Source organism: Allobosea sp. NPDC003192 (assembly GCF_050275675.1).
Classification (GTDB): Bacteria; Pseudomonadota; Alphaproteobacteria; order Rhizobiales; family Beijerinckiaceae; genus Allobosea.
The window spans coordinates 88202-110830 of sequence record NZ_JBNNPK010000015.1; the positions used below are offsets into that span (position 1 = coordinate 88202).

Here is a 22629-nt window from a genome sequence, read left to right on the forward strand (position 1 = left end):
CTGACTTCGCATGATGGGCGCACGCGCCCGAGCGACAGCGACCAAAGAGCCGATTCCTCAGGTTGCGTCGTTCAGGAGTCGCGTCATGTATCGCCTTCTCGGCATTCTCGCCTTTTTATGCGCTTCGCTCGCCGGTATCGCTTCGGCACAGGCCAAGCTCGATGTCCGCGTCGACATCGCCGCCCAGCGCATGAGCGTCACCACCAGCGACGGCGAGGTCCACAACTGGGCGATCTCGTCCGGCCGCAAGGGCTTCCGCTCGCCCAATGGCGTCTACCGCCCGACGCGGCTCGAGCGCAGCTGGTATTCGCGCAAATATGGTGGCGCGATGCCCTATTCGGTGTTCTTCCGCGGCGGCTATGCCATCCACGGCACCACCGCCGTCGGCGCGCTCGGCCGCCCGGCCTCGCATGGCTGCATCCGCCTGCACCCGGCCAATGCCGCCAAGCTGTTCGCGCTGGTCAAGAAGCATGGCTATGGCAACACCCGCATCGCGCTGAACGGCGCTGCGACCGACAATCTCTCGCGCTTCGCCAAGGCCTCTTCCGGCTCCAAGCAAAAGATCGCCAAGGCCAAGATCAAGACGCAGAAGGCCGTGCTCACGGCCAAGCAGCAGCGCCAGGGCCCGGCCTGGGGCGAGGCGCGCGAGCAGATGCTGCTCAGGCCGGCGATCCCGGCCGGCGCCATCGGCTTCCAGCCGATGTCGGGACCCGGCTGGCGCTAGATCGCCTCGGCGGCGATCCGCACCCAGCCTTCCAGCGTCTCGCCCGGTTGCAGTCGGGCAAGCGGCGAGGCGTCGTGCACGATCTTCTCGCTCGGCGCGCCGGCGGCATGGCTCTGCGGTTCGGCGCAGAGGAAATCGACGCCGGCCGGGGCCCAGACCACCGGATAGCGCAGGTTCTCGCTCGCGCTCAGCGTGATCGCGAGGCCGGTCGAGGGCGTCTCGATCCGCGCTGTGCCGTCCCAGCCCAAAAAGCTCCAGGCGGTCTCGGCGCCGGTGGCGAAGATCGGATTGTCGGCATAGGGGCCGCCGTCAGTGAAGGCTTGTGTGCCGGTGGCGCGGAACTGGTCGCCGAAGATCAGCGCGCCGGTTGCGGTCATGCGCAAGCGCGTGTCGGCCGCACAGGGGAACCAGGGATGCAGGCCCATGCCGAACGGTAGGGCCTGGTCGGCCTCGTTGGTCAGCGTGAGCATCACGGTCATACCGGTCTCGTCGAGCCGAATCTCCTGCTTCGCCAGGTAGCGATAGGGATCAGGGCCGTCTGTCCGGCGATGCGCCAGCACGGCATGACCGGCGGACTGTTCCTCGACCTGCCAGGCGGACTGCCAGCCGAAGCCGTGGATCGTCCCGGCTGGATTGTTGGCCGGCACGGTGAAGCGGATATGGCCGTCATCGACCAGGCTGTCGAAGGCGCGGTTGGCGAAGGGCAGCATCGCCCAGGCGCCGAACTTGTTGGGCGATGCCGTCTGAGGCGCGAGCTCGGCCGGGGCGTGCAGCAGCGGATGCGTCCTGCCGTCAGGCCCCCGCCACTCGAGCGCGGCGATCGTGCCGCCGGCATCCGGAGCGATGCGGGCGGCGTAGCCGCCGGATGAGAGCGTGCGCATCAAGGTGGTCCTCAGGCGATCAGGGGTTGCAGCAGGCTCTGCATGGCGCGCATCCGCGGCAGAAAGTTCGTCTCGATATCGGCCCGGCTGGCGTGCTGGACCTGGGCCGAGAGGTTGAAGGCCGCGACGGTCTCGCCACGGCTGTTGTGCAACGGCATCGCGACCGAGATCAGCCCGAGCTCGAGCTCTCGATCGACGATGGCATAGCCTTGGCTGCGGACCTTGGCGAGGAGCGCCATCAACGCGTCGGGGTCTGTCACGGTCTTCGGCGTCAGCGCCCGGGGCTGCCCGGCGATTATGCGCGTCCGCGCATCGTCGGGGCCGCGTGCCGCCAGCAGCACCCGTCCCATCGAGGTGCAGAAGGCCGGCAGACGCGAGCCGACGGAGAGGCCGACCGACATGATCCGCCTTTGCGCCGAGCGCGCGATGTAGACGATCTCGTGCCCGTCGAGCAGCGAGGCCGAGGAGGATTCATGCGTCTCCTCCGACAGGCGCTCCAGGAAGGGTTGCACCAGTTGCGGCAGGGCGGTCGAGGACAGCCAGGCATAGCCGAGCCGCAGCACGCGCGGCGTCAATCGGAAGAACTTGCCGTCGAATTCGGCATAGCCGGTCCGCGTCAGTGTCAGCAGGCAACGCCGGGCCGCCGCACGCGAGAGGTCGGTGGCGCGGGCGACGTCGGCTATGGTCAGGCGATCGTGGCCGGCATCGAAACATTCGATCACCGCCAGGCCCTTCTCGAGCGCGGCCATATGATCGGGCGATGAAGCGGCGGCTGCGATGCTTGCCTCCGGCACGGTTCGCCTCTATAAAAGTTCGAAAAATGAAACTATGTGCGATAATCGCACAATTGGAGAGGGCACGTCAAGGCGATGATCCTTGTTTCGCTGCATTGCGAGATCGATCGGGTGCTTGGCGTGTCTCGCATGGCCCGTGGGCGCCCCTTGCGCTTGCTCGCAGCCCCGGCGGAAACTCCAGAACCGACCACGGAGGGGCTTGCCATCCTCCGAGCCTGTATCTGCAATGCCCATGGAGTGGCGGCATGAGCCTGATCTACCCGCGCAACGGGCTGAAAGCCCATCCGCTGAACAACTCGCCGGACTACCGCAGCACGCTGAAGCGGGCGCCGTCGCAGCCGCTGATCCTCCTGCCGCATACGCTGTCGGAGACCACGGGTCCGGTCTTCGGCCATGTCGCCGTCTCGGACCTCGACAGCGACCTGACGCGGCGCCATGCCGGCGAGCCGCTCGGCGAGCGCATCATCGTCACCGGCCGCGTCCTCGACGAGGATGGCCGCCCTGTGCCGCATACGCTGATCGAAATCTGGCAGGCCAATGCCGCCGGTCGCTATGTTCACGTCAAGGACCAGCACCCGGCGCCGCTCGACCCGAACTTCACCGGGGCGGGGCGCGCCGTCACTGACGCCGAGGGGCGCTACCGCTTCGTCACGATCAAGCCCGGCGCCTATCCCTGGCGCAACCACCACAACGCCTGGCGGCCGGCGCATATCCATTTCTCTCTGTTCGGGCCGAGCTTTCTCTCGCGCGTGATCACCCAGATGTACTTCCCTGGTGACCCGCTCTTCCGCTTCGACCCGATCTTCCAGTCGATCACCGACGAGCGGGCGCGCAACCGGCTGATCTCGCGCTTCGACATCGACACCACCGAGCCGGAATGGGCGCTCGGCTACCAGTTCGACATCGTGTTGCGCGGCCATGAGGCGACGCCGACGGAGGAGCCGCATGAGCACTGAGAAACCGGACGGCCTGACCCCGTCCCAGACTATCGGACCCTTCTTCGCCTATGCGCTGACGCCGCGCGCCTATGGCGGGACCGAGCTCGCTACCGAGCAGGTCGCCGGCGAGGGGGTCGCCGGCGAGCGCATCCGTATCGAGGGCGTGGTCTTCGACGGTGATGGAATACCTGTCGGCGACGCGATGATCGAGACCTGGCAGGCCGATGCCGAGGGCCGTTTCAATGCTGCTGGCAATGCCGGCTTCACCGGCTTCGGCCGGGCCGAGACCACGGCCGAAGGGGCGTTCTTCATCGAGACGATCCGGCCCGGCGCCCTGCCGGGGGCGAAAGGCAGCGCACAGGCGCCGCATCTGACCGTCTCGGTCTTCGCCCGCGGCCTGCTGATCCGGTTGGCGACGCGGATCTATTTCGACGATGAGACCGACAATGCGCAGGACCCGGTTCTGGCTCTGGTGCCGGCCGAGCGTCGCGGCACGCTGATCGCAAAACGCGGCGCAGATGGTGTCTTCCGCTTCGACATCCGCCTGCAGGGCGAAGGCGAGACGGTGTTCTTCGACGTCTGAACTCTTGCTTCGGGCTTGACCGGACCGCGCCGGCTAGGGAGATTTCCGGCCCTTTCGCCGCGCCTCGATTGGGGTGATCCGTCGAGGCGCGCATTCGCCGGAGCCTGCCATGCCCAAACCCCTGATCGCGCTCGACTGGGGCACGACGCGCGCCCGCGCCTTCCTCATCGGCGAGGATGGCGCCGTGCTGGGCAAACGTGTCGCCGATCGGGGCATCCAGTCGGTACCATCAGGCGGCTTCCCGGCCGCCTTCGCCGAGATCGCCGGCGAGTTTCGCCGGGCGCGCCCTGACGCCGCGGTCCTGCTCGCCGGTATGGTCGGCAGCCGCAACGGCTGGGTCGAGGCGCCCTATGTCGCCTGTCCGGCCAGCCCTGAGGAGATCGCGGCCGCCGGCCTCGCCGTCACGCTCGACGACGGCACGCAGACGACCATCCTGCCCGGCCTCTCCTGCGACGAGGGCGCCTTCGATGTCATGCGCGGCGAGGAGACGCTGATCGTCGGCCTCGGCCTGACCGATGGCGTCGCCTGCCTGCCCGGGACCCATTCGAAATGGGCCGAGGTCAAGGGCGGCCGCATTACCCGCTTCGCCAGCTTCATGACCGGCGAGATCTACGGCCTGTTGCGCGAGCACTCGATCCTGTCGCGATTGGCGGAAGAGCCGAAGGAGGGCGATGCCGCGGAAGGCGCCAGGCGCGGGCTTGCGGCGGCGCATCGGCCGGGCGGTCTGCTCAACGCCGCCTTCCACGCACGTAGCGACGTTCTGGGCGGGCGCATGGAAGCTGGCGCGGTCGGCCCCTATCTCTCCGCCTTGCTGGTCGCGCAGGAGATCGAAGGTGCCCGCGCTCTGTTCGGCGGTCTCGGCAACCTGCATCTCGTGGCGGACGGCGTGCTGGCCGGGAGCTATGGCCGGGCGCTCGCCGCCGCCGGGTTGGATCATGGCCTGACTACCCCCGAGGACGCCTTCGTCGCGGGCGTCGTCCGGCTTGCCCAGGGCAATCGGGTATGATCACCGTCTTCGGCTCACTCAATATCGATCTGGTGACGCCGGTCGAGCGCCTTCCAGGCGCGGGCGAAACCGTGCTCGGCCCGGGCTACGCGCTGCACCCTGGCGGCAAGGGCGCCAACCAGGCGCTGGCGGCCCGCCGCGCCGGCGCCGAGGTGGTGCTGGTCGGTGCTGTCGGCCGCGATGGCTTCGCCGAAATCGCGCTCGGGCTTCTGGCGCAGGACGGTGTCGACCTCTCCCATGTCGCCCACGTCGAGGCGCCGACGGGCGCGGCCTTCATCGCCGTCGATGCCGCTGGCCACAACCAGATCGTCGTCGCCGCCGGCGCCAATGCGCTGGCCAGGGCCGATGCCGTCGAGACCTTGAAGCCGGGCGAAGGCGACCTGCTGCTGCTGCAGCGCGAAGTGCCGGAGGGCGAGTGCTTGCGCGCCGCGCGGACGATGCGCTCCGGCGGTGGCCGGGTGATCCTCAATCTCGCCCCGGCCGGCGAGCCGGCGCCGGAGCTGCTGGCCCTGACCGACATCCTGATCGTCAACGAGCATGAGGCGCTGGTCCTCGCCGGCTCGCTGGGCTGGGCCGAGACCGAACCCGATTCGATCGCGCGGCGCGTCGATGGCGAGCGCAGCATCGCCTGCATCGTGACGCTGGGCGCGGCCGGGGCAGTCGGCTGGCATGGCGGCGTCCGCCGCCGGCTCGAGGCGCCGATGGTCGAGCCGGTCGACACGGTCGCAGCCGGGGACAGTTTCGTCGGCGCCTTCGCCGCGGCGCTGCAGGCCGGTTTCGGCTTCTCCGGCGCGCTCCAGCGCGGGCTTGCCGCCGGCTCGCTCGCCTGCACGGTCGCTGGGGCCCAGCCGAGCGTGCCGCGGCGCGAGGCGATCGAGGCGCTGGCGGGCAGGAGCTTCCTGTAGAATGCCGCCCGTCCCATTGAGCGGCCGTTAAGCCTGAGGCCGTTCCGCAGGGTGGAAGCCCGCCCGTGCCGGCTGTTTCAGCTCGGCGATTTACGCTTGGTCAGCATCTTCGCCCGCAGCGTCGCCGGCAGCGCGGAAGGAAATTCGATCATGAGACGGCCGGTCATCTGGTTCTTGAGCGTCGGCGGAATCGCTGCGCTGCTCGCGCTGGGCTCTGCCGGCTCGCTTGATCGGATGACGAGCCAGGCGCCGGTCCCTGTCAATGCCGGTACGAGAGAACGCACGCCCGCCAATGCCGAGCGTATCCTGACGGTGCATGCCGACTATCGTGGCCATTATCTCGTTCATCCGGCGATCGACAATTACCGCGTGAAGATGATGGTCGACACCGGTGCGAGCTTGGTCGCTCTGACCGATGCCGATGCCCGGGCGCTCGGGATCAGGCCGGACCGCGCCGCCTATTCGGTCGGGCTCGGCACGGCCAACGGGGTCGTTCGCGGTGCCAGGACGATGCTGCGCGAGGTCCGGCTCGGCGACATCTCGGTGCGCGATGTCGAGGCCGTGGTGCTGCCTGCGGGCGCCCTGTCGGTCAGTCTGCTCGGCACGTCTTTCCTGCGCCGGCTGCGCGGCTATGAGGTCCAGGGCGGCCGCATGGTCTTGCGCGGCTAGATCATCGCGCGTCCGATCGGGCGCGATCACAATGATCGATCACATTGTTATCGCACCGGATTATTCCGAAGAGCGGATTCCATTCTCCGTCCGACACCATGGCAGCCGGCCCTCGGTTCCCAACCTCATACCGATGAGCTATGCCCGCCTTGCGTCCTTGCCCTGTCATGCTCAGGCTGCATTCATGTAGCCTGTGGCCTGTCCGTTCCGCACGCGTCAGCTGCATGGTTTCCGCGCAGGCCTCATGGCCGGCGCTCCTCGAAGATGGATGGCCCGATGTTCCCGAAGCCCCTGCCCGAGCTCTTCCCCAACACGTTCGAGTATGAATCGCTGCCGATGGTGAAGCCGACCGGCTTCCGCGAATACGACGCGCGCTGGTTCTTCGGGAAAGAGCTCAACCTGATGGGCGTCCAGGCCGTCGGCATGGGCCTGGGCACGCTGATCAAGCGCATGGGCGTCAAGCCGGAGATCGTCACAGCCCATGACTTCCGCAGCTACTCGTCCTCGATCAAGATGGCGCTGGTCACCGGCCTGATGGCGGCCGGCTGCAAGGTCCACGACATCGGCCTCGCCATGTCGCCCATGGCCTATTTCGCCCAGTTCGAGCTCGACGTGCCCTGCGTCGCCATGGTCACCGCCTCGCACAACGACAATGGCTGGACCGGAATCAAGATGGGTGCGCAGCGCCCGGTCACCTTCGGTCCCGACGAGATGGGGCAGCTGCGCGACATCGTGCTCGCCGGCGATTTCGACCTCTCCGGCGGCGGCTCCTATCAGTTCGTGCCGGATTTCCCGGCGCGCTACATCGCCGACCTGACCAACCGCCCGAAGATCACCCGCAAGCTCAAGGTCATCGCCGCCTGCGGCAACGGCACCGCAGGCGCCTTCGCGCCGCAGATCCTGGAGGCGCTCGGTTGCGAGGTCATCCCGATGGATGCCGAGCTCGACCACACCTTCCCGCGCTACAACCCGAACCCCGAAGACATGAAGATGCTGCACGCCATGGCCGATGCCGTGAAGCAGCACGGCGCCGATGTCGCGCTCGGCTTCGACGGCGACGGCGACCGCTGCGGCGTCGTCGACAACCATGGCGAGGAGATCTTCGCCGACAAGATCGGCGTGATGCTGGCCCGCGACCTCGGCAAGCTCAATCCGGGCGCGCAGTTCGTCGTCGACGTCAAGTCGACCGGCCTGTTCTCGACCGATCCGGAACTGCAGAAGCTCGGCGTCAAGACCGACTACTGGAAGACCGGTCACTCCTACATCAAGCGCCGCGTCCGCGATCTCAACGCCCTCGCCGGCTTCGAGAAGTCCGGCCACTTCTTCTTCAATGCGCCGGTCGGCCGCGGCTATGACGACGGCCTCGTCACCGCCATCGCCGTGATCGACATGCTCGACCGCAATCCGGATAAGTCGATGGCCGAGCTCTATGCCGCCGTGCCGAAGACCTGGGGCACGCCGACCATGGCGGCCAAATGCGCGGACGAGGTCAAGTACGGCGTCAGCGACAAGATCACCAAGCGCATCGAGGCGATGCAGGCCGCCGGTGACAAGATCGCCGGGCAGAAGATCGTCGACGTGATCACCGTCAACGGCGTCCGCGTCGTCAACGAGGACGGCACCTGGGGCCTGATTCGCGCTTCCTCGAACAAGCCGGAGCTTGTCGTCGTCTGCGAGAGCCCGGTCTCGGAGGCGCGCATGCGCGAGATGTTCAAGGCGATCGACGGCGTGCTGCGCGAGAACCCGGAAGTCGGCGCCTATAATCAGACGATCTGACGAGCCCGCTCCCGGCGGGTGCAGGGGGAGGAGCTATTTCTTCTCCGCGCCCGTCGCTGCGGCGTTGCGCGCGCCGCTCTGTCCGGTGGTGCCTTCGAAGAAGCTCTTGCCGTCGCCGAGCTGCGCGCTCGGCTGGCAGGCCGGCGTGCAGGAATAGCTCTCGCGCTCGAGGCCGCGCTGCACCGTCAGGATCGAATCCGTGGCGGCGCCGACGCGTACGGTGGATTCCGCCAGCAGGGCACCGGTCGCATCGAGCGCGATCAGATTGGTGACGCCGTAGCTCTTGCCGGTGACGACCATCACGCCGTTGCGCTGAACCGTGACGTCCGCGATCGCCGGATTGCCGACGATGACCGTCTGCGCCTTCTCGGGCAGGCGCAGCACCTTGGCGTGGTCGACCACTACCTGGACCGCCTCGCCGGCATCGCTTCTTGCCTCTGGAGCCGGCGCGGCGATGAGCCTGGCTTGTGCGATGGCTCGGTCGGCCGGGACGCTCAGCCCGATGGCCACCGCGAACCCGGCGCAGGCCAGCGTCAGGAAAGATTTGGAGAGCCGCGATCCCGGCATCGCAATGGACATCGCCCGCGCCTCAAGGTTTCGAACAGGCTGAGCAAAGCCGAAAATGATGAACCATTTCCTAAGATGGCGATTTTCGGCGGCAGATGATGCAGCTTTCCGCCGTGGAAGCCTGGGGGTGCTCAGTGCAGGGCGCTGGAGCGGATGGGATGCGCGCCGCCTAACGTAGCGTAATATTTGGCAGCACGGGTTTGTTGTTCGGTGTAGATTTGACGTATCGAAAGTCTTATACCAAGTGTTAACTGAGACATTGCGCTAAATGCGCATTAACCATCGAGTGAAGACCTATAAAATTCGGCGAGTTATTCGTTCTCTTTAACTGATCGGCAAGGCGGGAGCCGTAGTGTCACTCCTGTCGCTGACCGAAGCCATCTAGAGCGAAGGCAGCAGTCAAACGTGGTGCAAAGGAGACTACCATGAAGAACCTGTTCGCGCGCTTCGCCAAGGATGAGTCGGGCGCCACCGCTATCGAGTACGGCCTGATCGCCGCCCTGATCGCCGTCGTCTGCATCGCCACCTGGACGACGATCGGCACGAAGCTGGACGAGAAGTTCGGCCTGGTTAAGACCGCTCTCGGCGGCTGATCCTCGGCCTAGACACTTCAACGCCCCAGGCGATGCCTGGGGCGTTTCGTTATTTCTGCGCACCGGCCGCAGGTAAGGCTTTGGTGACGCGTGAAGCTCACTATCCCTGACACCGCCATATCCGGATGAACGCAATGTCGCTGTCGCTGATCGCCGTTCTCGTCGTCTTTCCGGCTGCCATGGCCTATGCGGCGGCCAGCGATCTCGTGACGATGACGATCCCGAATTGGCTTTGCGCGCTGCTCGCCGCGGCATTCGCAGCATGTGCGGCTTCGGCCGGTTTCGGCTGGGCGGTTTCCGGTTGGCATGTGGCCGCGGCGTTTACGGTGCTGGTTGTTTCCTTTGGCATGTTCGCGGCCGGCTGGATCGGCGGCGGTGATGCGAAGCTCGCTGCGGTGACCGCACTCTGGCTCGGCTTCGACCAGATGATCCCCTATCTTTTCATCGCTTCGCTCGGAGGAGGGCTCCTTACCCTCGTCATTCTCCAGCTGCGCGCCATGCCTCTTCCCACTGTAGCTCGTGGCTGGGGATGGGCGCAGCGGCTGCATGACGTCAAACAGGGTGTGCCGTACGGGATCGCGCTTGCAGTTGCCGCGTTGGTGGTGCTGCCGGATAGCGCGATCTGGCGTGCCGCGATCGGAGCCTGAATAGCCCGTTCCTGATTTGGAACGATGCGATCCGCGCAAAAAGATACCTCCGGTTAACCATAATTTGACGATTCGAGGACCACGATCCGGGTGAGGGTCGGCCTATGCCGGCCAAGGATCGTGTGCCATGAGTCCCGCCCGCATCATCGTTCTTGCCGTAGCGATCGTCGCCGGTCTCGGCGCCGCCCTGCTGATCGGCCGGCCGCCGAAAGTCTCCACGCCGTCCGAGACCAAATATGAACCGGCGCCTACGGTCGACGTGCTGGTGGCCGCCGCCGACGTTCCGCTCGGCAACAAGCTTGCCGCCAGCGATCTGAAATGGCTGGCCTGGCCGCTTGCGAGCCTCCCTTCCGAGGCGATCCGCCGCCAGGACCTCCCTCAGGGTGAGGCCGAGTTCGTCGGCCAGGTCGCCCGCGCTCAGCTCTACAGCTCGGAGCCCATCCGCCGCGAGAAGCTGCTCAAGGCCGATTCCGGCTTCCTCTCGGCGATCCTGCCACAGGGCAAGCGTGCGGTGGCCATCACCACCGACAATCGCGGAGCCAACACAGCCGGCGGCTTCATCCTGCCCAATGACCGCGTCGATGTGATTCGCACGACCCGTGACGACAGCAACTCGCGCGACGGCTCGCCGCCGGTCAGCGAAACCTTGATCGCCAATGTGCGGGTGCTGGCGATCGGCCAGAGCATCCAGGAAAAGAACGGCGAGAAGGTCGTCGTCGGCGAAACCGCGACGCTCGAGCTCGACCCCAAGCAAGTCGAGGCTGTGACGCTGGCGCAGAAGACCAGCAGCCTCTCGCTGGCGCTGCGCAGCCTTCAGGATGCCGGCGACAAGGCTCCGCCTAGCGAAGATGGCGGGTTCACCCTCGTGCGCTACGGCGTCGTCACCAAGGCGGTGAAGCCATGATCCCGATGCAGAATTCGACGTCGTCGCTCCGGTCCGCGCACAAGCATGGTTTTGCGCTGCCGCTGGCGATCCTCTGTGCTGTCTTGCCGGCGACGGTCGGGCCTGCCCTGGCTCAATCCAAAGGGGCCGCCCCGGTCCTGAATGTCGGTGCCAGCGAGCACTCGCTCTCGCGCCGGCTCGATCTCTCGATCGGCCGCTCGCTGATCGTCGAGCTGCCGCGCGATGCCAAGGAGGTCTTCGTCGCCAATCCCAAGGTGGCGAACGCGGTGGTGCGCTCGGCCCGGAAGCTCTTCATCATCGGCATGGCCGACGGTTCGACCTCGATGTTCGTGATGGATGCCGAAGGCAAGCAGATCACGGCGCTCGAGATCGAGGTCGGCCGCGATCTCAACGTCCTGCGCCAGACGCTGCGCACGGCGATGCCGGGCGCCGATATCCAGGTGAAGCCGGCCGGAAACTCGATTCTCCTCGTCGGCACCGTTGCGAACGCCTCCGAGGCGACGCAGGCCATGGACATCGCCGGCGCCTTCGTTGGCAGCTCCACCACGGAGGGTCTCGTCCAGACGACGAGCAAGGGAGCAGTGATCAATTCGCTGACCATCCGCGGGCGCGACCAGGTCATGGTCAAGGTCACGGTTTCCGAGGTCGCCCGCAAGGCGATCAAGCAGCTCGGCATCAACTCGACCGGCGAGTGGAAGCTGGGCGACCTCAAGATCACCCCGACGCTCGACAACCCGTTCTCGGTGCAGCCGCAGCAGCTCGCGGCGACCTCGATCGCCGCCGGGATCGGCAAGTCGTCCAATGTCACGCTGCGCGCGCTGGAGCGAGCCGGCCTGTCGCGGATTCTTGCAGAGCCGACCGTCACGGCGATCTCGGGAGAGAGCGCGAAGTTCACGGCCGGCGGCGAGATCCCGGTTCCCAACGGTTACAGTTGCGATATCACCGGCCGCTGCAATCTCAACATCGTCTACAAGACGATCGGCGTCTCGCTGAACTTCACGCCGATCGTGCTGTCCGAAGGCAGGATCTCGATGCGCATCGCGACCGAGGTCACCGAGCTCGATGCCGAGAACCAGCTGCGCCTTGCTGACACCACGCAGACGGGCGCAGTGAACGCTCCCGGATTCCGGACGCGCAAATCGGACACGACGGTGGAACTGCCCTCCGGTGGAACCTTGGCGACCGCCGGCCTGATCCAGCGCGTCTCGCGCCAGGCGATCAACGGGCTGCCGGGGCTGATGAACATCCCGATCATCGGCACGATGTTTCGCTCGCGCGACTATCAGCGCGAGGAGACCGAGCTGATGATCGCTGTGACGCCCTATATCGTGAAGCCGGTCGGGCCCAACCAGCTGCAACGCCCGGATGACGGCTTCGTCGAGGCGCATGACGCCCAGACGATCCTGATGGGGCGGCTGAACAAGATCTACGGCTCGACCAGTGGCGGGCCGATTCCGCAGGCCTACAAGGGCCGCGTCGGCTTCATCGCCGATTGAAGACGGGGCCGCGACAAGGATGGCGATCGTGACCAGCAAGCTCTACCGGACACGCAAGACGGCGCTGCCCGCCGCGCTTGGCGCTGCGCTCCTGCTCGGGGCCTGCGCCAAGGGTGACATCTCGAGCTCCGGTGTTCCCATCGACACGCGAGAGCGCCATCCGATCGTGTTGCGCGATGCGCCCCGTTCGCTCGACGTCTTCATCGGCCGGGCCGGCGGCGGGCTCGATGCACGCCAGGCCGAGGATGTCGCCCGCTTCGGCGAGGACTACCGCCGCGGCGGCAAGGGCGGGCTGGTCGCCGAGGTGCCGACGGGGACCGGGCGGGACGTTGCGACCCATGACACGCTCGACGGCATCCGTCGCTCGCTCGCCCGCGCCGGCGTCTCGCCCAATGCTCTTTCGGTCAGGACCTATCGTATCGCCGATCCCGGTCTCGCCTCGCCGATCCGTCTGACCTATGCCTCGCTGCAGGCCGGATTGCCGCATTCCTGTGGGCAATGGCCGACCGATCTCGGCGCCTCCAGCTACAAGACCGACGCGGCGAACGAGCCCTACTGGAACTTTGGCTGCTCGACGCAGGCCAATCTCGCCGCGCAGATCGCCGATCCGCTTGATCTGGTGCGTGCGCGCAGCGAAGGTCGCTTCGACACGCAAAAGCGGATGGAGGGGATCAAGAAGCTGCGCGAGGGTAAGGACCCCTCGACGCAGTATCGCCAGGAACAGACCAAGGTCAGCGACGCCGTCGGAGGCAAATGATGGCGACCATGCCTGGATTTGAGCCGGAAACAGGCGGCGAGGAGATCATCGCTCCGCTGCCGCGGGTGACGCTGCAGGCCTTCTGCGAGACCCGCGAGGTTGCGGACGCGATGCAGGCGGTCGCTGCCGACCGACGCATGGACAAGGTCCAGGCGCGCATCCAGATGGGTGGGCCGGCCGCTGCGGTCGAAGCGTTCCGTGGAGCGCCGACACCCAATGTGATCGTCCTGGAAACGGTCAGCGAGCCCTCCGCGCTGATCACACATCTCGACGCGCTCGCCGAGAGCTGTGACCCCGGCACCAAGGTCGTCGTTATCGGCCATGTCAACGACATCCACCTCTATCGCGAGCTGATCCGGCGCGGCGTCAGCGATTATCTGGTCGCCCCGTTCGGGGTTCTCGACCTGCTGCGGACCTTGTCGGAGCTCTACGCAGCGTCGGGTGCGGCGACGCTCGGGCGCTCCATCGCCATCGTCGGCGCCAAGGGCGGCGTCGGCGCTTCCACCGTCGCGCACAATGTCGCCTGGGCGATCGCCCGCAATCTTGGCGTCTCGACGGTGATCGCCGATCTCGACGTCGCCTTCGGCACGGCCGGGCTGGATTTCAACCAGGATCCGCCGCAGGGCATCGCCGACGCCGTGTTCGCGCCGGAGCGGCTCGACGCCAACATGCTTGACCGGCTCCTGTCGCGCTGCAGCGACAACCTGTCCTTGCTTGCGGCTCCGGCCATGCTGGACCGAACCATCGATCTAGACGAAGACGCGTTCGATCTTCTCTTCGATCTGCTGCGCGGCAGCGTCCCCTGCATCGTGCTGGATGTGCCGCATCTCTGGTCCGGCTGGGCCAAGCGCGCCCTGGTCGGGGCCGACGAAGTGGCGGTCATTGCCGCGCCGGAGCTCGCCTCGCTGCGCAACGCCAAGAACCTGGTGGACTTGCTGCGCGCGGCTCGGCCGAACGACGCCATGCCGCGTCTGATCCTGAATCAGGTCGGCCTGCCCAAGCGGCCCGAGATCGAGGCGAGCGAATTCGCCAAGGCGCTTGGGATCGAGGTGATGAGCTCGATTCCCTTCGACGCCCAGCTTTTTGGCACGGCCGCCAACAACGGTCAGATGATCGCCGAAATCCAGTCGGGCGGAAAGGCGGCCGAGGCCTTCGTCCAGATCGCAACGGTTCTGACCGGGCGAGGCGAGCAGAAGCGCGGCAAGCGCGGCCTGCTCGAGCCGCTCGTCGCGAAGCTGATGCGTCGAAAGGCCTAGAGCATGTTCGGGAAGCGACAGGCGACCGCTCCGGCTCCAGCGACCCAGTCGTTCGCAGCACCGCTCGCGGCGGCGCGCCCGGTCGAGATGCGCCCGGCCGCCGCCAAGGCGCGCCGTTCGCCGCCGCCACCGCCGCCGGCGGAGGCGCCGAAGTCCGACGAATACTACCAGATGAAGAGCATGATCTTCGGTGCTCTCATCGAAGCGATCGATCTCTCGCAGCTGGCCAAGCTCGACGGCGAATCGGCCCGAGAGGAAATCCGCGACATCATCAACGAGATCATCTCGCTGAAGAACGTCGTGCTCTCGATCGCCGAGCAGGAAGAACTGCTCGACGACATCTGCAACGATGTGCTCGGCTACGGACCGCTCGAGCCGCTGCTGGCGCGCGATGATATCGCCGACATCATGGTCAACGGCGCCGGCAAGACCTATATCGAGACCGGCGGCAAGATCCAGCTGACCAGCATCCGCTTCCGCGACAACGCGCAGCTGATGAACATCTGCCAGCGCATCGTCAGCCAGGTCGGGCGCCGTGTCGACGAATCCTCGCCGATCTGCGACGCACGTCTTGCGGATGGCTCGCGCGTCAATGTCATCGCGCCGCCGCTCGCCATCGACGGCCCTGCGCTCACCATCCGCAAGTTCAAGAAGGACAAGCTGACGCTCGATCAGCTCGTTCGCTTCGGTGCAATTTCGCCTCCCGGCGCCGAGATCCTGAAGATCATCGGGCGGGTCCGTTGCAATGTCGTGATCTCGGGCGGTACCGGCTCGGGCAAGACCACGCTGCTCAACTGCCTGACCAACTACATCGAGCACGATGAGCGCGTGATCACCTGCGAGGACGCGGCAGAGCTGCAATTGCAGCAGCCGCACGTGGTGCGCCTCGAGACCCGTCCGCCCAATCTCGAGGGATCGGGTGCCGTGACGATGCGCGATCTCGTCAAGAATTGTCTGCGCATGCGTCCCGAGCGCATCATCGTCGGCGAGGTGCGTGGGCCGGAGGCCTTCGATCTGCTCCAGGCGATGAATACCGGCCATGACGGCTCGATGGGCACGCTGCACGCCAACACGCCGCGCGAATGCCTGAGCCGTATCGAATCGATGATCACGATGGGCGGCTTCAGCCTGCCGTCGAAGACCTTGCGCGAGATGATCTGCTCGTCGATCGACGTGATCATCCAGGCGCAGCGCATGCGCGACGGTTCGCGCCGCATCACCCACATCACCGAGGTGATGGGCATGGAGGGTGACGTGATCATCACCCAGGACCTGATGCTCTACGACGTGCTCGGCGAGGACCCGAACGGCCGGTTGATCGGCCGGCACCGCTCGACCGGTATCGGCCGGCCTCGCCTCTGGGAGCGCGCACGCTATTTCGGTGACGAGCAGCGGCTCGCTACGGCGCTCGACCAGCTCGAGGCCGAGGGCGTGGCCGAGGCCTGAGCGCAGGGAGACGGCACGTCATGGAATACGGCCAGATCGCTGCCGCCATCCTCGCCGCCATCTCGGCGGGCGGCGTCACTTACGCGCTGTTCTATCCGCGGCTCAGCGGCCAGGCGCGCGCCGAGCAGCGGCGTCTCGAATTTGCCGCCCCGGCTGCAGTGCGGGCTGCGGCGGATCGCGATGCGCAGAGCCAGGCCCGGCGCGGGCAGGTCGCGCAGAGTCTGAAGGACATCGAGAATCGCGAGAAGGCGCGTCACAAGGTCACTATCGAGGGCCGGATCGAACAGGCTGGCTTGTCCTGGTCGCGCAAGCAGTATTGGCTCCTGGGCGTGGTGACGGGCATTGTCCTGTCTGTCGTGCTCCTCGTCGCCTCAGGCAACTGGGTCGTGGTGCTGGTCGGGTTCCTCGTCGGCCTTTTCGGCTTGCCGCGCTGGTATCTGTCCTATCTCGGCAAGAAGCGGATGCTGCGCTTCACCAACGAATTCCCGAATGCGCTCGATGTCATCGTGCGCGGCATCAAGTCGGGCCTGCCGCTGAACGACTGCTTGCGTATCATTGCCGCGGAAGCGCAGGAGCCGGTCAAGTCGGAGTTCCGGCTGATCGTCGAGGCGCAGACGCTCGGCATGCCGTTGACCGAAGCGGCCGGCAAGCTGTTCGAGCGCATGCCCTGCGCTGAAGCCAATTTCTTCGGCATCGTCCTGGCGATCCAGCAGAAGACCGGCGGCAATCTCGCTGAGACCCTGGCCAATCTCTCGCGCGTGATCCGCGAGCGCCGCAAGATGCGCGACAAGATCAAGGCCGTGTCGATGGAGGCGAAGGCTTCGGCCGCCATCATCGGCTCGCTTCCTCCCGCAGTTGCCGGTCTCGTCTACCTGACGAGCCCCGGCTACATGGACCCGCTGTGGACGACGAATGCCGGACGCGCAGCGCTTGTCGGCTGCGCCGTCTGGATGGGCACGGGCGTCCTCGTGATGCGCAAGATGATCAATTTCGAGATCTGAGGAGCCTCCGGCATGCTTGCGCTCCTGCTCGAGAATCTCTCCGACATGCGGTTCCTGCTCGCTTTGGTCGGAGGCTTCGCCGTCATGGTCACGATCATGACTGTGGCGGCGCCGCTCCTCGAAGGCAGCATGCTCGGCAAGCGCATGAAGACCGTCGCCATCGAACGCGATAAAATCAGGGCTCGCGAGCGTGATCGGCTGGCGCGGCAGAAGGAGAAGGTCTCGCTGCGCCAGGAGCCGAAAGCGTTCATGCGCGACATCGTCGAGCGCTTCAAGCTCGGTGACTGGCTCGGGACCGAGAACGCCAAGAAGCAGCTCACCATGGCAGGCTTTCGCGGCCCGCAGGCCGAAATCGGCTTCCTGTTCTTCCGGCTGGTCACCCCGATCGGTCTCTTCCTGTTCGCGCTGTTCTACGTCTTCGTGATCAACGATTTCGGCCAGCCATTCTTCATGCGGATCGGTATCGCGCTCGGCGGCGCCTATGTCGGCATCAAGGCGCCCGAGATTTATCTCTCCAACGCGATCGCCAAGCGCCAGCTCTCGATGCGGCGCGCTTTTCCGGACGCGCTCGACCTGATGCTGATCTGTGTCGAGTCGGGCATGTCGATCGAGCTCGCCTTCCGCAAGGTCTCGACCGAGATCGGTGGCCAGTCAGTGCCGCTGGCCGAGGAATTCGCGCTGTGCACGGCCGAGCTCTCCTACCTCTCTGAACGTCGTCAGGCCTATGAGAACCTCGCGGCGCGCACCGGTCTGGAATCGGTGAAGTCGGTCTGTACTGCGCTGATCCAGGCCGAGCGCTACGGCACGCCGCTCGGAACGGCGCTGCGTACGCTCGCGCAGGAAAGCCGCGATCAACGGATGAACGAGGCCGAGAAGAAGGCCGCGGCACTGCCGCCGAAGCTGACGGTGCCGATGATTCTGTTCTTCCTGCCGGTCCTGTTCGTCGTGATCATGACGCCGGCGATCCTCAAGGTCTTCAGAATCACCTGATTGAGGGTCGGAAGGTCCGGCTTTGTCGGGCCGGGCTCAGCCCGCCGGCAGGGAGGCCTTCTCGGGCGCTGCCGCGCGAGCCGCCGGCTTGGGCTTGCCGCCGCGCAGCATGTCCCAGCTGTTCGGCTGGCTGACCGAGCGGCGCAGATAGGCGACGGTCGCCGAGGCTTCCGCCGGGCTCATATCCTGGCGGGCGAGCTGCTCGGCATCCTGGAAACGCCCTTGCAGGCCGAGTACCAACACGAGGTTCTGGCGAACCCTGGCGTCGGAGCCGGGCGTCGCTGCCGCTTCGCGCAGCACGCGTTCGGCGTCCGGGAGCCGCTTCGACAGGGCGAGCGACAGGCCGAGATTGGACATCACCGTCGGCTCGTTGGGCACGAGTCTCAGCGCCGCCGCATAGAGCTGCTGGGCGCGGTCGTGCTCGCCGAGCTGGTCGGCGACGGTGCCTTGTGCCGACAGGATCCGCCAATCGGGCTTTTCCGGCTGATGGGCCCGGCTCAGCACATCGTCCGCCTGCTTCAGGCGGCCGTTGTCTGCGAGCGAGCGGCCATAGGCGCCGAGCAGCTCCTGATCTTCGGTGTGGATGATCACGGCGCCTTCCAGGATGGCGAGGGCCTGGGCGTTCTTGTCGAGCGCGCGCAGAGCCCGCGCATAGAAGAAGGCCGCGTTGCGGTCCTTCTGGTTCGCTTCGTAGCGCTTGGCCCAATCCGCTTCCTCGCTACGCCATTGCGCCTCGGTCCGCGGCTGGGTCTGCCTCGTCCCGATCGAGCCAGTGATGTCGCCGGGGCCGCCGCGCATCTGGCAGGCGCCGAGCGTGATGCAGAGGACGGAAGCTGCGGCGAGATAGCCGAAACGAAGGGCGCGGAAGCGGATGGACATAAGCCGGAATGCCTCGCCGGTACGGGAAAGCTGTTGCCTTCGGTGATAAAACGTTAACCCTAACGGACTGTTAATCGGGCGGGTCGGGGCCGGCGTCACATGCTGGCACCGACGATTTCGCTATCCGAGGTTCGTCGATCGTGCATCCGCTGCTCCTGCCTGCTGGAACATCAGCCATATCAGTCCATTGCGTCGCAAAGGCCGATTGGCCGGCCCTTCGCGACGGGCTCGCGCCGGTGCCGCGCAGCTTCGCACTGGCGCAAGGCTTCGAAGCACGGCCCGGCCAGCATGCCCTGCTGCCGGACGCCGCCGGTGCGCTGGCCGCCGTGCTGCTCGGGGTCGAGCCCACGAGCCCGCGGCGGCGCGATCCGTTCGCTCCGGGCCGCCTCGCCACCACCCTGCCGCCGGGCGACTACGCTCTGGCGGGCGATATCGGCGATGCCGGCCTTGCCGCGCTGGGTTGGCTGCTCACCGCCTATCGGTTCGAGCGCTACCGCAAGCCCAAGCCCGCTGCGGCGCGGCTCGTCCTGCCCGAGGGCGTCGATGGCGAGGAGCTGAGCAATCTCGCAGAGGCGAGCGCCCTGGCGCGGGACCTCGTCAACACCTCCGCCGCCGATCTTGGGCCGGCCGAGATCGAGGCGGCCATATATGCGCTTGGCGAAACCCATGGCGCCGAGGTCTCCAGCACCGTCGGCGACGACCTGCTCGTCGCCAATTTCCCGATGATCCATGCCGTCGGCCGGGCCTCGCCCCGCGCGCCACGGCTGATCGACCTGCGCTGGGGCAAGCAGGGCGACCCGAAGCTGACCCTGGTCGGCAAGGGCGTCGCCTTCGACACTGGCGGGCTCAATCTGAAGACCGATGCCGGCATGCTGCTGATGAAGAAGGACATGGGCGGCGCGGCGGCGGCGATCGCGGCTGCCAGCATGATCATGCGGGCGAAGCTGAAGGTCCGGCTGCGCCTGGTCGTGCCGGCGGTCGAGAACGCCGTTTCCGGCGCTTCCTTCCGCCCCGGCGACGTCTTGCAGAGCCGGAAGGGGCTGACCGTCGAGATCGGCAACACTGATGCGGAAGGGCGGCTCATCCTTGCTGATGCGCTGGCGCTGGCCGACGAGGAGGCGCCCGAATTGCTGGTTGATTTCGCCACGCTGACCGGCGCGGCCCGCGTCGCGCTCGGGCCCGATCTGCCGCCCTTCTACACCCATGACGACGGCCTCGCTGCCGAGATCGCCCGCCTCGCCGCCGCCGCGAACGATCCGGCCTGGCGCATGCCGCTCTGGCCGCCCTATGACGGCATGCTCGATTCCAAGATCGCCGATCTCAACAACGTCTCCGGCGGCGCCTTCGCCGGCTCGGTGACGGCTGCGCTCTTCCTCAACCGCTTTGTCGAGAAGAGCCGCTCCTACGCCCATTTCGACATCTATGGCTGGAACCCTTCGACCAGGCCGGGGCGCCCCGAAGGCGGCGAATGCCAGGCAGCGCGGCTGATCTACGCGTTGGCGAAGCAGCTCTACGGCGCCCGTTAAGCCTGCTCCCTGACTTCGGTTGCGCGGGGCGCGCGGTGCGATAATGATACGGCCCCGTAACGATCGGGGACGGCATGGTGCTGGAGATCAAGCCGACGCAGGCGCTCAGGCTCTGGCGCGAGGTGCATCTCGACCTGGTGCGCGATACCCAACCCGATCTCTCGGTGCGCCAGATCGCGATCCTCCTGACCATCTATCTCGAGCTCCCGCCCCATACGGTGCGCGGGCTCGCAGCGCGGCTCGGCGTCACCAAGCCGGTGATCACCCGCGCGCTCGACAGCATGGGCAAGCTCGGCCTCGTCAGCCGCAAGCGCGACGAATTCGACAAGCGCAACGTCGTCATTCAGCGGACGGTCGCTGGCGCCCTGGCGGTCGAGCACCTCGCCGATCTGGTCACGGCGCGGGCGCGCGAGCTCGGCCCGGCCTGAGCGCTTCGCCCGTTAACCGGACAAGGCTAGAGTGTTCTTCATGAGCACGAATCTCGACCTTCGCCTCACCCCCGCTCGCCCCGACCTCGCCGCCCGTCATCTCGATGGCCAGGTCGAGGCGCTCGCCTTCGTGGACCCCATCCCGATGCGGGTGGTGACGCCCTCGGCGCCGCTGCGGCGCGAGCCCAGGCCGGATGCGCCGCTCGACACGGAAGCACTCGCCGGCGAGGCGGTGCGTGTCTACGAGCAGCATGAAGGCTGGGTCTGGGGCCAGCTCGTCGGCGATTCCTATGTCGGCTACCTGCCCGAGGATTGCCTCGTCGGCGATGCGCCTGTCCCGACCCATCGCGTCAGCGCGCTCAGGACCTTCGTCTACCCCGGCCCGTCGATCAAATTGCCGCCGCTCGAGGCGCTGTCGCTCAATGCAGCGCTGGCGGTCACCGGCGAGAGTGGCGATTTCTTCACGACCGTGCATGGCGGCCACATCTTCAAGCAGCATGTCCACCTGCGCGACCAGCACGAGCCGGACTTCGTTGCCGTCGCCGAACGCTTCCTCAACGTTCCCTATTTCTGGGGCGGCAAGACCAGCCTCGGCCTCGACTGCTCGGCCCTGGTCCAGCTTTCGCTGGCGGCTGCCGGCGTGGCGGCGCCGCGCGACTCCGACATGCAGGAGCGCGGGCTCGGCGAAGCCGTCATGTTCGACGACGGCCTGGACGGCCTGCGGCGCGGCGATCTCGTCTTCTGGAAAGGGCATGTCGGCATCATGACCGACCCGGACACGTTGCTGCACGCTACCGCCTTCACCATGAGCGTGATCAGCGAGCCCCTGCGCCCGGCGCGCGACCGCATCGTCGCTCGCAATGGCGGGCCGATCACTGCGATCAGGCGGCTATCGCCTCAATAGCCGCGCGTCGGGTCGACGACGTTCTGCAGCTCGCCGCCGGCCTCCAGCCGCCGGATCTGCGCCGCGATCTGGTCGGCGACGGTCTCGGGCGCCGACATCGCGGAATTGTGCGGAGTCACCGTCACGGCCGGATGGGTCCAGAGCCGCGAGTCCTGCGGCAGTGGCTCGATCTCGAACACGTCGAGCACCGCTTCCCGGAGCTCGCCGGCGTCAAGCGCGGCGAGGATGTCCGTCTCGACCTGCAATTTCCCGCGGCCGGCATTGATCAGCGCTGGCCCGCCGAGCCTTCCATCGCGCGCCAGCTTGGTCAGCAACGGACGGTTCAGGATGCCTTCCGTCTCCGGCGTATGCGGCAGCAGGACGACCAGGATGTCGGTGCGGGCGAGGAAAGCTGTGAGGCCGTCTTCGCCGGAGAAGGTGGCGAGCCCCTCGATTGTCTTCGGCGAGCGGCTCCAGCCGGCGACGTCGAAACCGATCACCTGGAGCTTGCGCGCCGCGTCCTGGCCGAGCTCGCCCAGCCCCATGATGCCGACGCGGACCTCGCGTGCTGCTGGCTGGTGGCGATCATCGTCCCAGGATTTCTCGCGCTGCTGCCGGTCGTAGCGGCGCTGCTGGCGCAGCTGCATCAGGCAGTGCATGACGACATATTCGCTCATCCGTGTCGTCAGGTCGGGATCGATCACTCGGGCGATCGGCGCCTGCGGCAAGCGGCTGTCGGTGAAGAGGTGGTCGACGCCGGCGCCGAGCGAGAAGATCGCGGCGAGGTTGGGCAGGCCGGCAAGGCTGCCCTCGGGATGCTTCCAGCTCGCGACATAATGCACCGCGCGCCGGTCGAAGGGCTCGCCGAGCGTGACGATCGGCAGCTCGGGCAGCAGCGCCGCGAAGCGCTCGCGCCAGCTCTCGACATGCCAGCCGGTGATCGCCAGAAGCAGGCTCATGGGTCGGGAGACTCCTAGATC

The 22629-nt window shown here is 66.8% G+C and carries 24 protein-coding genes; 19 read left to right on the plus strand and 5 right to left on the minus strand.

The features are described from left to right. Positions 1-85 precede the first annotated feature (85 nt). Positions 86-724 (plus strand): L,D-transpeptidase, encoded by a 639-nt coding sequence (locus ACQKLX_RS19855; protein WP_427363282.1) that lies wholly within the window; start codon positions 86-88, stop codon positions 722-724. On the opposite strand, the gene ACQKLX_RS19860 is transcribed toward ACQKLX_RS19855, so the two are convergent. Then, positions 721-1605: an aldose epimerase family protein gene (locus tag ACQKLX_RS19860; RefSeq protein ID WP_427363283.1), complete on the minus strand. Its 885-nt coding sequence runs from the start codon at positions 1603-1605 to the stop codon at positions 721-723. The two genes, ACQKLX_RS19855 and ACQKLX_RS19860, sit on opposite strands and share 4 nt — an antisense overlap. An 11-nt stretch (positions 1606-1616) precedes the next feature. After that, the gene (locus ACQKLX_RS19865; RefSeq protein WP_427363357.1) at positions 1617-2354 is read right to left on the minus strand and encodes an IclR family transcriptional regulator domain-containing protein; all 738 of its coding nucleotides are present in this window, start codon (positions 2352-2354) and stop codon (positions 1617-1619) included. Positions 2355-2644: 290 nt separating this feature from the next. Between ACQKLX_RS19865 and pcaH the strand changes: the two genes are divergently transcribed. From pcaH to ACQKLX_RS19895, 6 genes are all read left to right on the plus strand, one after another. Beyond that, on the plus strand, positions 2645-3355 hold the full coding sequence (gene pcaH, locus ACQKLX_RS19870; protein WP_427363284.1) for a protocatechuate 3,4-dioxygenase subunit beta: 711 nt from the start codon (positions 2645-2647) through the stop codon (positions 3353-3355). Next, positions 3345-3920 (plus strand): protocatechuate 3,4-dioxygenase subunit alpha, encoded by a 576-nt coding sequence (gene pcaG / locus ACQKLX_RS19875; protein WP_427363285.1) that lies wholly within the window; start codon positions 3345-3347, stop codon positions 3918-3920. Before pcaH ends, pcaG begins: the two co-directional genes overlap by 11 nt. 109 nt (positions 3921-4029) lie before the next feature. Further along, entirely contained in the window at positions 4030-4926 is an 897-nt protein-coding gene (locus ACQKLX_RS19880; protein ID WP_427363286.1) for a 2-dehydro-3-deoxygalactonokinase, read from the plus strand. Then, a complete protein-coding gene (locus tag ACQKLX_RS19885; protein WP_427363287.1) occupies positions 4923-5831 on the plus strand; it encodes a ribokinase in 909 nt (302 codons plus the stop codon). The genes ACQKLX_RS19880 and ACQKLX_RS19885 overlap by 4 nt, the downstream gene beginning before the upstream one ends. A gap of 150 nt (positions 5832-5981) precedes the next feature. Beyond that, positions 5982-6500, plus strand: coding sequence for a retropepsin-like aspartic protease family protein (locus tag ACQKLX_RS19890; RefSeq protein ID WP_427363288.1), 519 nt, complete (start codon positions 5982-5984; stop codon positions 6498-6500). 276 nt (positions 6501-6776) lie between these two features. Further along, positions 6777-8276, plus strand: a complete 1500-nt coding sequence (locus tag ACQKLX_RS19895; RefSeq protein WP_427363289.1) for a phosphomannomutase/phosphoglucomutase — start codon at positions 6777-6779, stop codon at positions 8274-8276. Between the two features lie 33 nt (positions 8277-8309). Here ACQKLX_RS19895 and ACQKLX_RS19900 read toward each other — a convergent pair whose 3' ends face one another. Continuing rightward, a complete protein-coding gene (locus ACQKLX_RS19900) occupies positions 8310-8855 on the minus strand; it encodes a pilus assembly protein N-terminal domain-containing protein (RefSeq protein WP_427363290.1) in 546 nt (181 codons plus the stop codon). A 413-nt stretch (positions 8856-9268) separates the two neighbouring features. On the opposite strand from ACQKLX_RS19900, the gene ACQKLX_RS19905 reads away from it, so the two are divergent. The 9 genes from ACQKLX_RS19905 to ACQKLX_RS19945 all read left to right on the plus strand — a co-directional run bounded on the left by ACQKLX_RS19905 (position 9269) and on the right by ACQKLX_RS19945 (position 17933). Further along, complete coding sequence (locus ACQKLX_RS19905) at positions 9269-9436, plus strand: Flp family type IVb pilin (protein ID WP_427363291.1); 168 nt, start codon at positions 9269-9271, stop codon at positions 9434-9436. Between the two features lie 134 nt (positions 9437-9570). Next, positions 9571-10083 carry an A24 family peptidase gene (locus tag ACQKLX_RS19910; protein WP_427363292.1) on the plus strand — a complete coding sequence of 171 codons (513 nt, stop codon included), beginning with the start codon at positions 9571-9573 and terminating at the stop codon, positions 10081-10083. 127 nt (positions 10084-10210) lie between these two features. After that, entirely contained in the window at positions 10211-10987 is a 777-nt protein-coding gene (gene cpaB / locus ACQKLX_RS19915) for a Flp pilus assembly protein CpaB (protein WP_427363293.1), read from the plus strand. Continuing rightward, a complete protein-coding gene (locus ACQKLX_RS19920; protein WP_427363294.1) occupies positions 10984-12483 on the plus strand; it encodes a type II and III secretion system protein family protein in 1500 nt (499 codons plus the stop codon). The genes cpaB and ACQKLX_RS19920 overlap by 4 nt, the downstream gene beginning before the upstream one ends. A gap of 28 nt (positions 12484-12511) precedes the next feature. Further along, positions 12512-13240, plus strand: a complete 729-nt coding sequence (locus ACQKLX_RS19925) for a CpaD family pilus assembly protein (protein WP_427363295.1) — start codon at positions 12512-12514, stop codon at positions 13238-13240. Positions 13241-13248: 8 nt separating this feature from the next. Further along, complete coding sequence (locus ACQKLX_RS19930) at positions 13249-14496, plus strand: CpaE/TadZ family protein (RefSeq protein WP_427363358.1); 1248 nt, start codon at positions 13249-13251, stop codon at positions 14494-14496. Positions 14497-14499: 3 nt separating this feature from the next. Next, positions 14500-15942 carry a CpaF family protein gene (locus ACQKLX_RS19935; RefSeq protein WP_427363296.1) on the plus strand — a complete coding sequence of 481 codons (1443 nt, stop codon included), beginning with the start codon at positions 14500-14502 and terminating at the stop codon, positions 15940-15942. A gap of 20 nt (positions 15943-15962) precedes the next feature. After that, positions 15963-16943 (plus strand): type II secretion system F family protein, encoded by a 981-nt coding sequence (locus tag ACQKLX_RS19940; protein WP_427363297.1) that lies wholly within the window; start codon positions 15963-15965, stop codon positions 16941-16943. Positions 16944-16955: 12 nt separating this feature from the next. Then, a complete protein-coding gene (locus ACQKLX_RS19945; protein ID WP_427363298.1) occupies positions 16956-17933 on the plus strand; it encodes a type II secretion system F family protein in 978 nt (325 codons plus the stop codon). Between the two features lie 36 nt (positions 17934-17969). Here the strand turns inward: ACQKLX_RS19945 and ACQKLX_RS19950 are convergent, their stop codons facing one another. Next, positions 17970-18812, minus strand: a complete 843-nt coding sequence (locus ACQKLX_RS19950; RefSeq protein ID WP_427363299.1) for a tetratricopeptide repeat protein — start codon at positions 18810-18812, stop codon at positions 17970-17972. 122 nt (positions 18813-18934) lie between these two features. On the opposite strand from ACQKLX_RS19950, the gene ACQKLX_RS19955 reads away from it, so the two are divergent. The 3 genes from ACQKLX_RS19955 (at position 18935) to ACQKLX_RS19965 (ending at position 21670) form a co-directional block, all read left to right on the plus strand. After that, entirely contained in the window at positions 18935-20338 is a 1404-nt protein-coding gene (locus ACQKLX_RS19955; RefSeq protein ID WP_427363359.1) for a leucyl aminopeptidase family protein, read from the plus strand. A gap of 74 nt (positions 20339-20412) precedes the next feature. Then, positions 20413-20766, plus strand: coding sequence for a MarR family winged helix-turn-helix transcriptional regulator (locus ACQKLX_RS19960; protein WP_427363300.1), 354 nt, complete (start codon positions 20413-20415; stop codon positions 20764-20766). A gap of 40 nt (positions 20767-20806) precedes the next feature. After that, positions 20807-21670, plus strand: coding sequence for a C40 family peptidase (locus ACQKLX_RS19965; RefSeq protein WP_427363301.1), 864 nt, complete (start codon positions 20807-20809; stop codon positions 21668-21670). Here the strand turns inward: ACQKLX_RS19965 and ACQKLX_RS19970 are convergent. Continuing rightward, positions 21664-22608, minus strand: coding sequence for a 2-hydroxyacid dehydrogenase (locus ACQKLX_RS19970; RefSeq protein WP_427363302.1), 945 nt, complete (start codon positions 22606-22608; stop codon positions 21664-21666). The two genes, ACQKLX_RS19965 and ACQKLX_RS19970, sit on opposite strands and share 7 nt — an antisense overlap. Between the last annotated feature and the right edge of the window lie 21 nt (positions 22609-22629).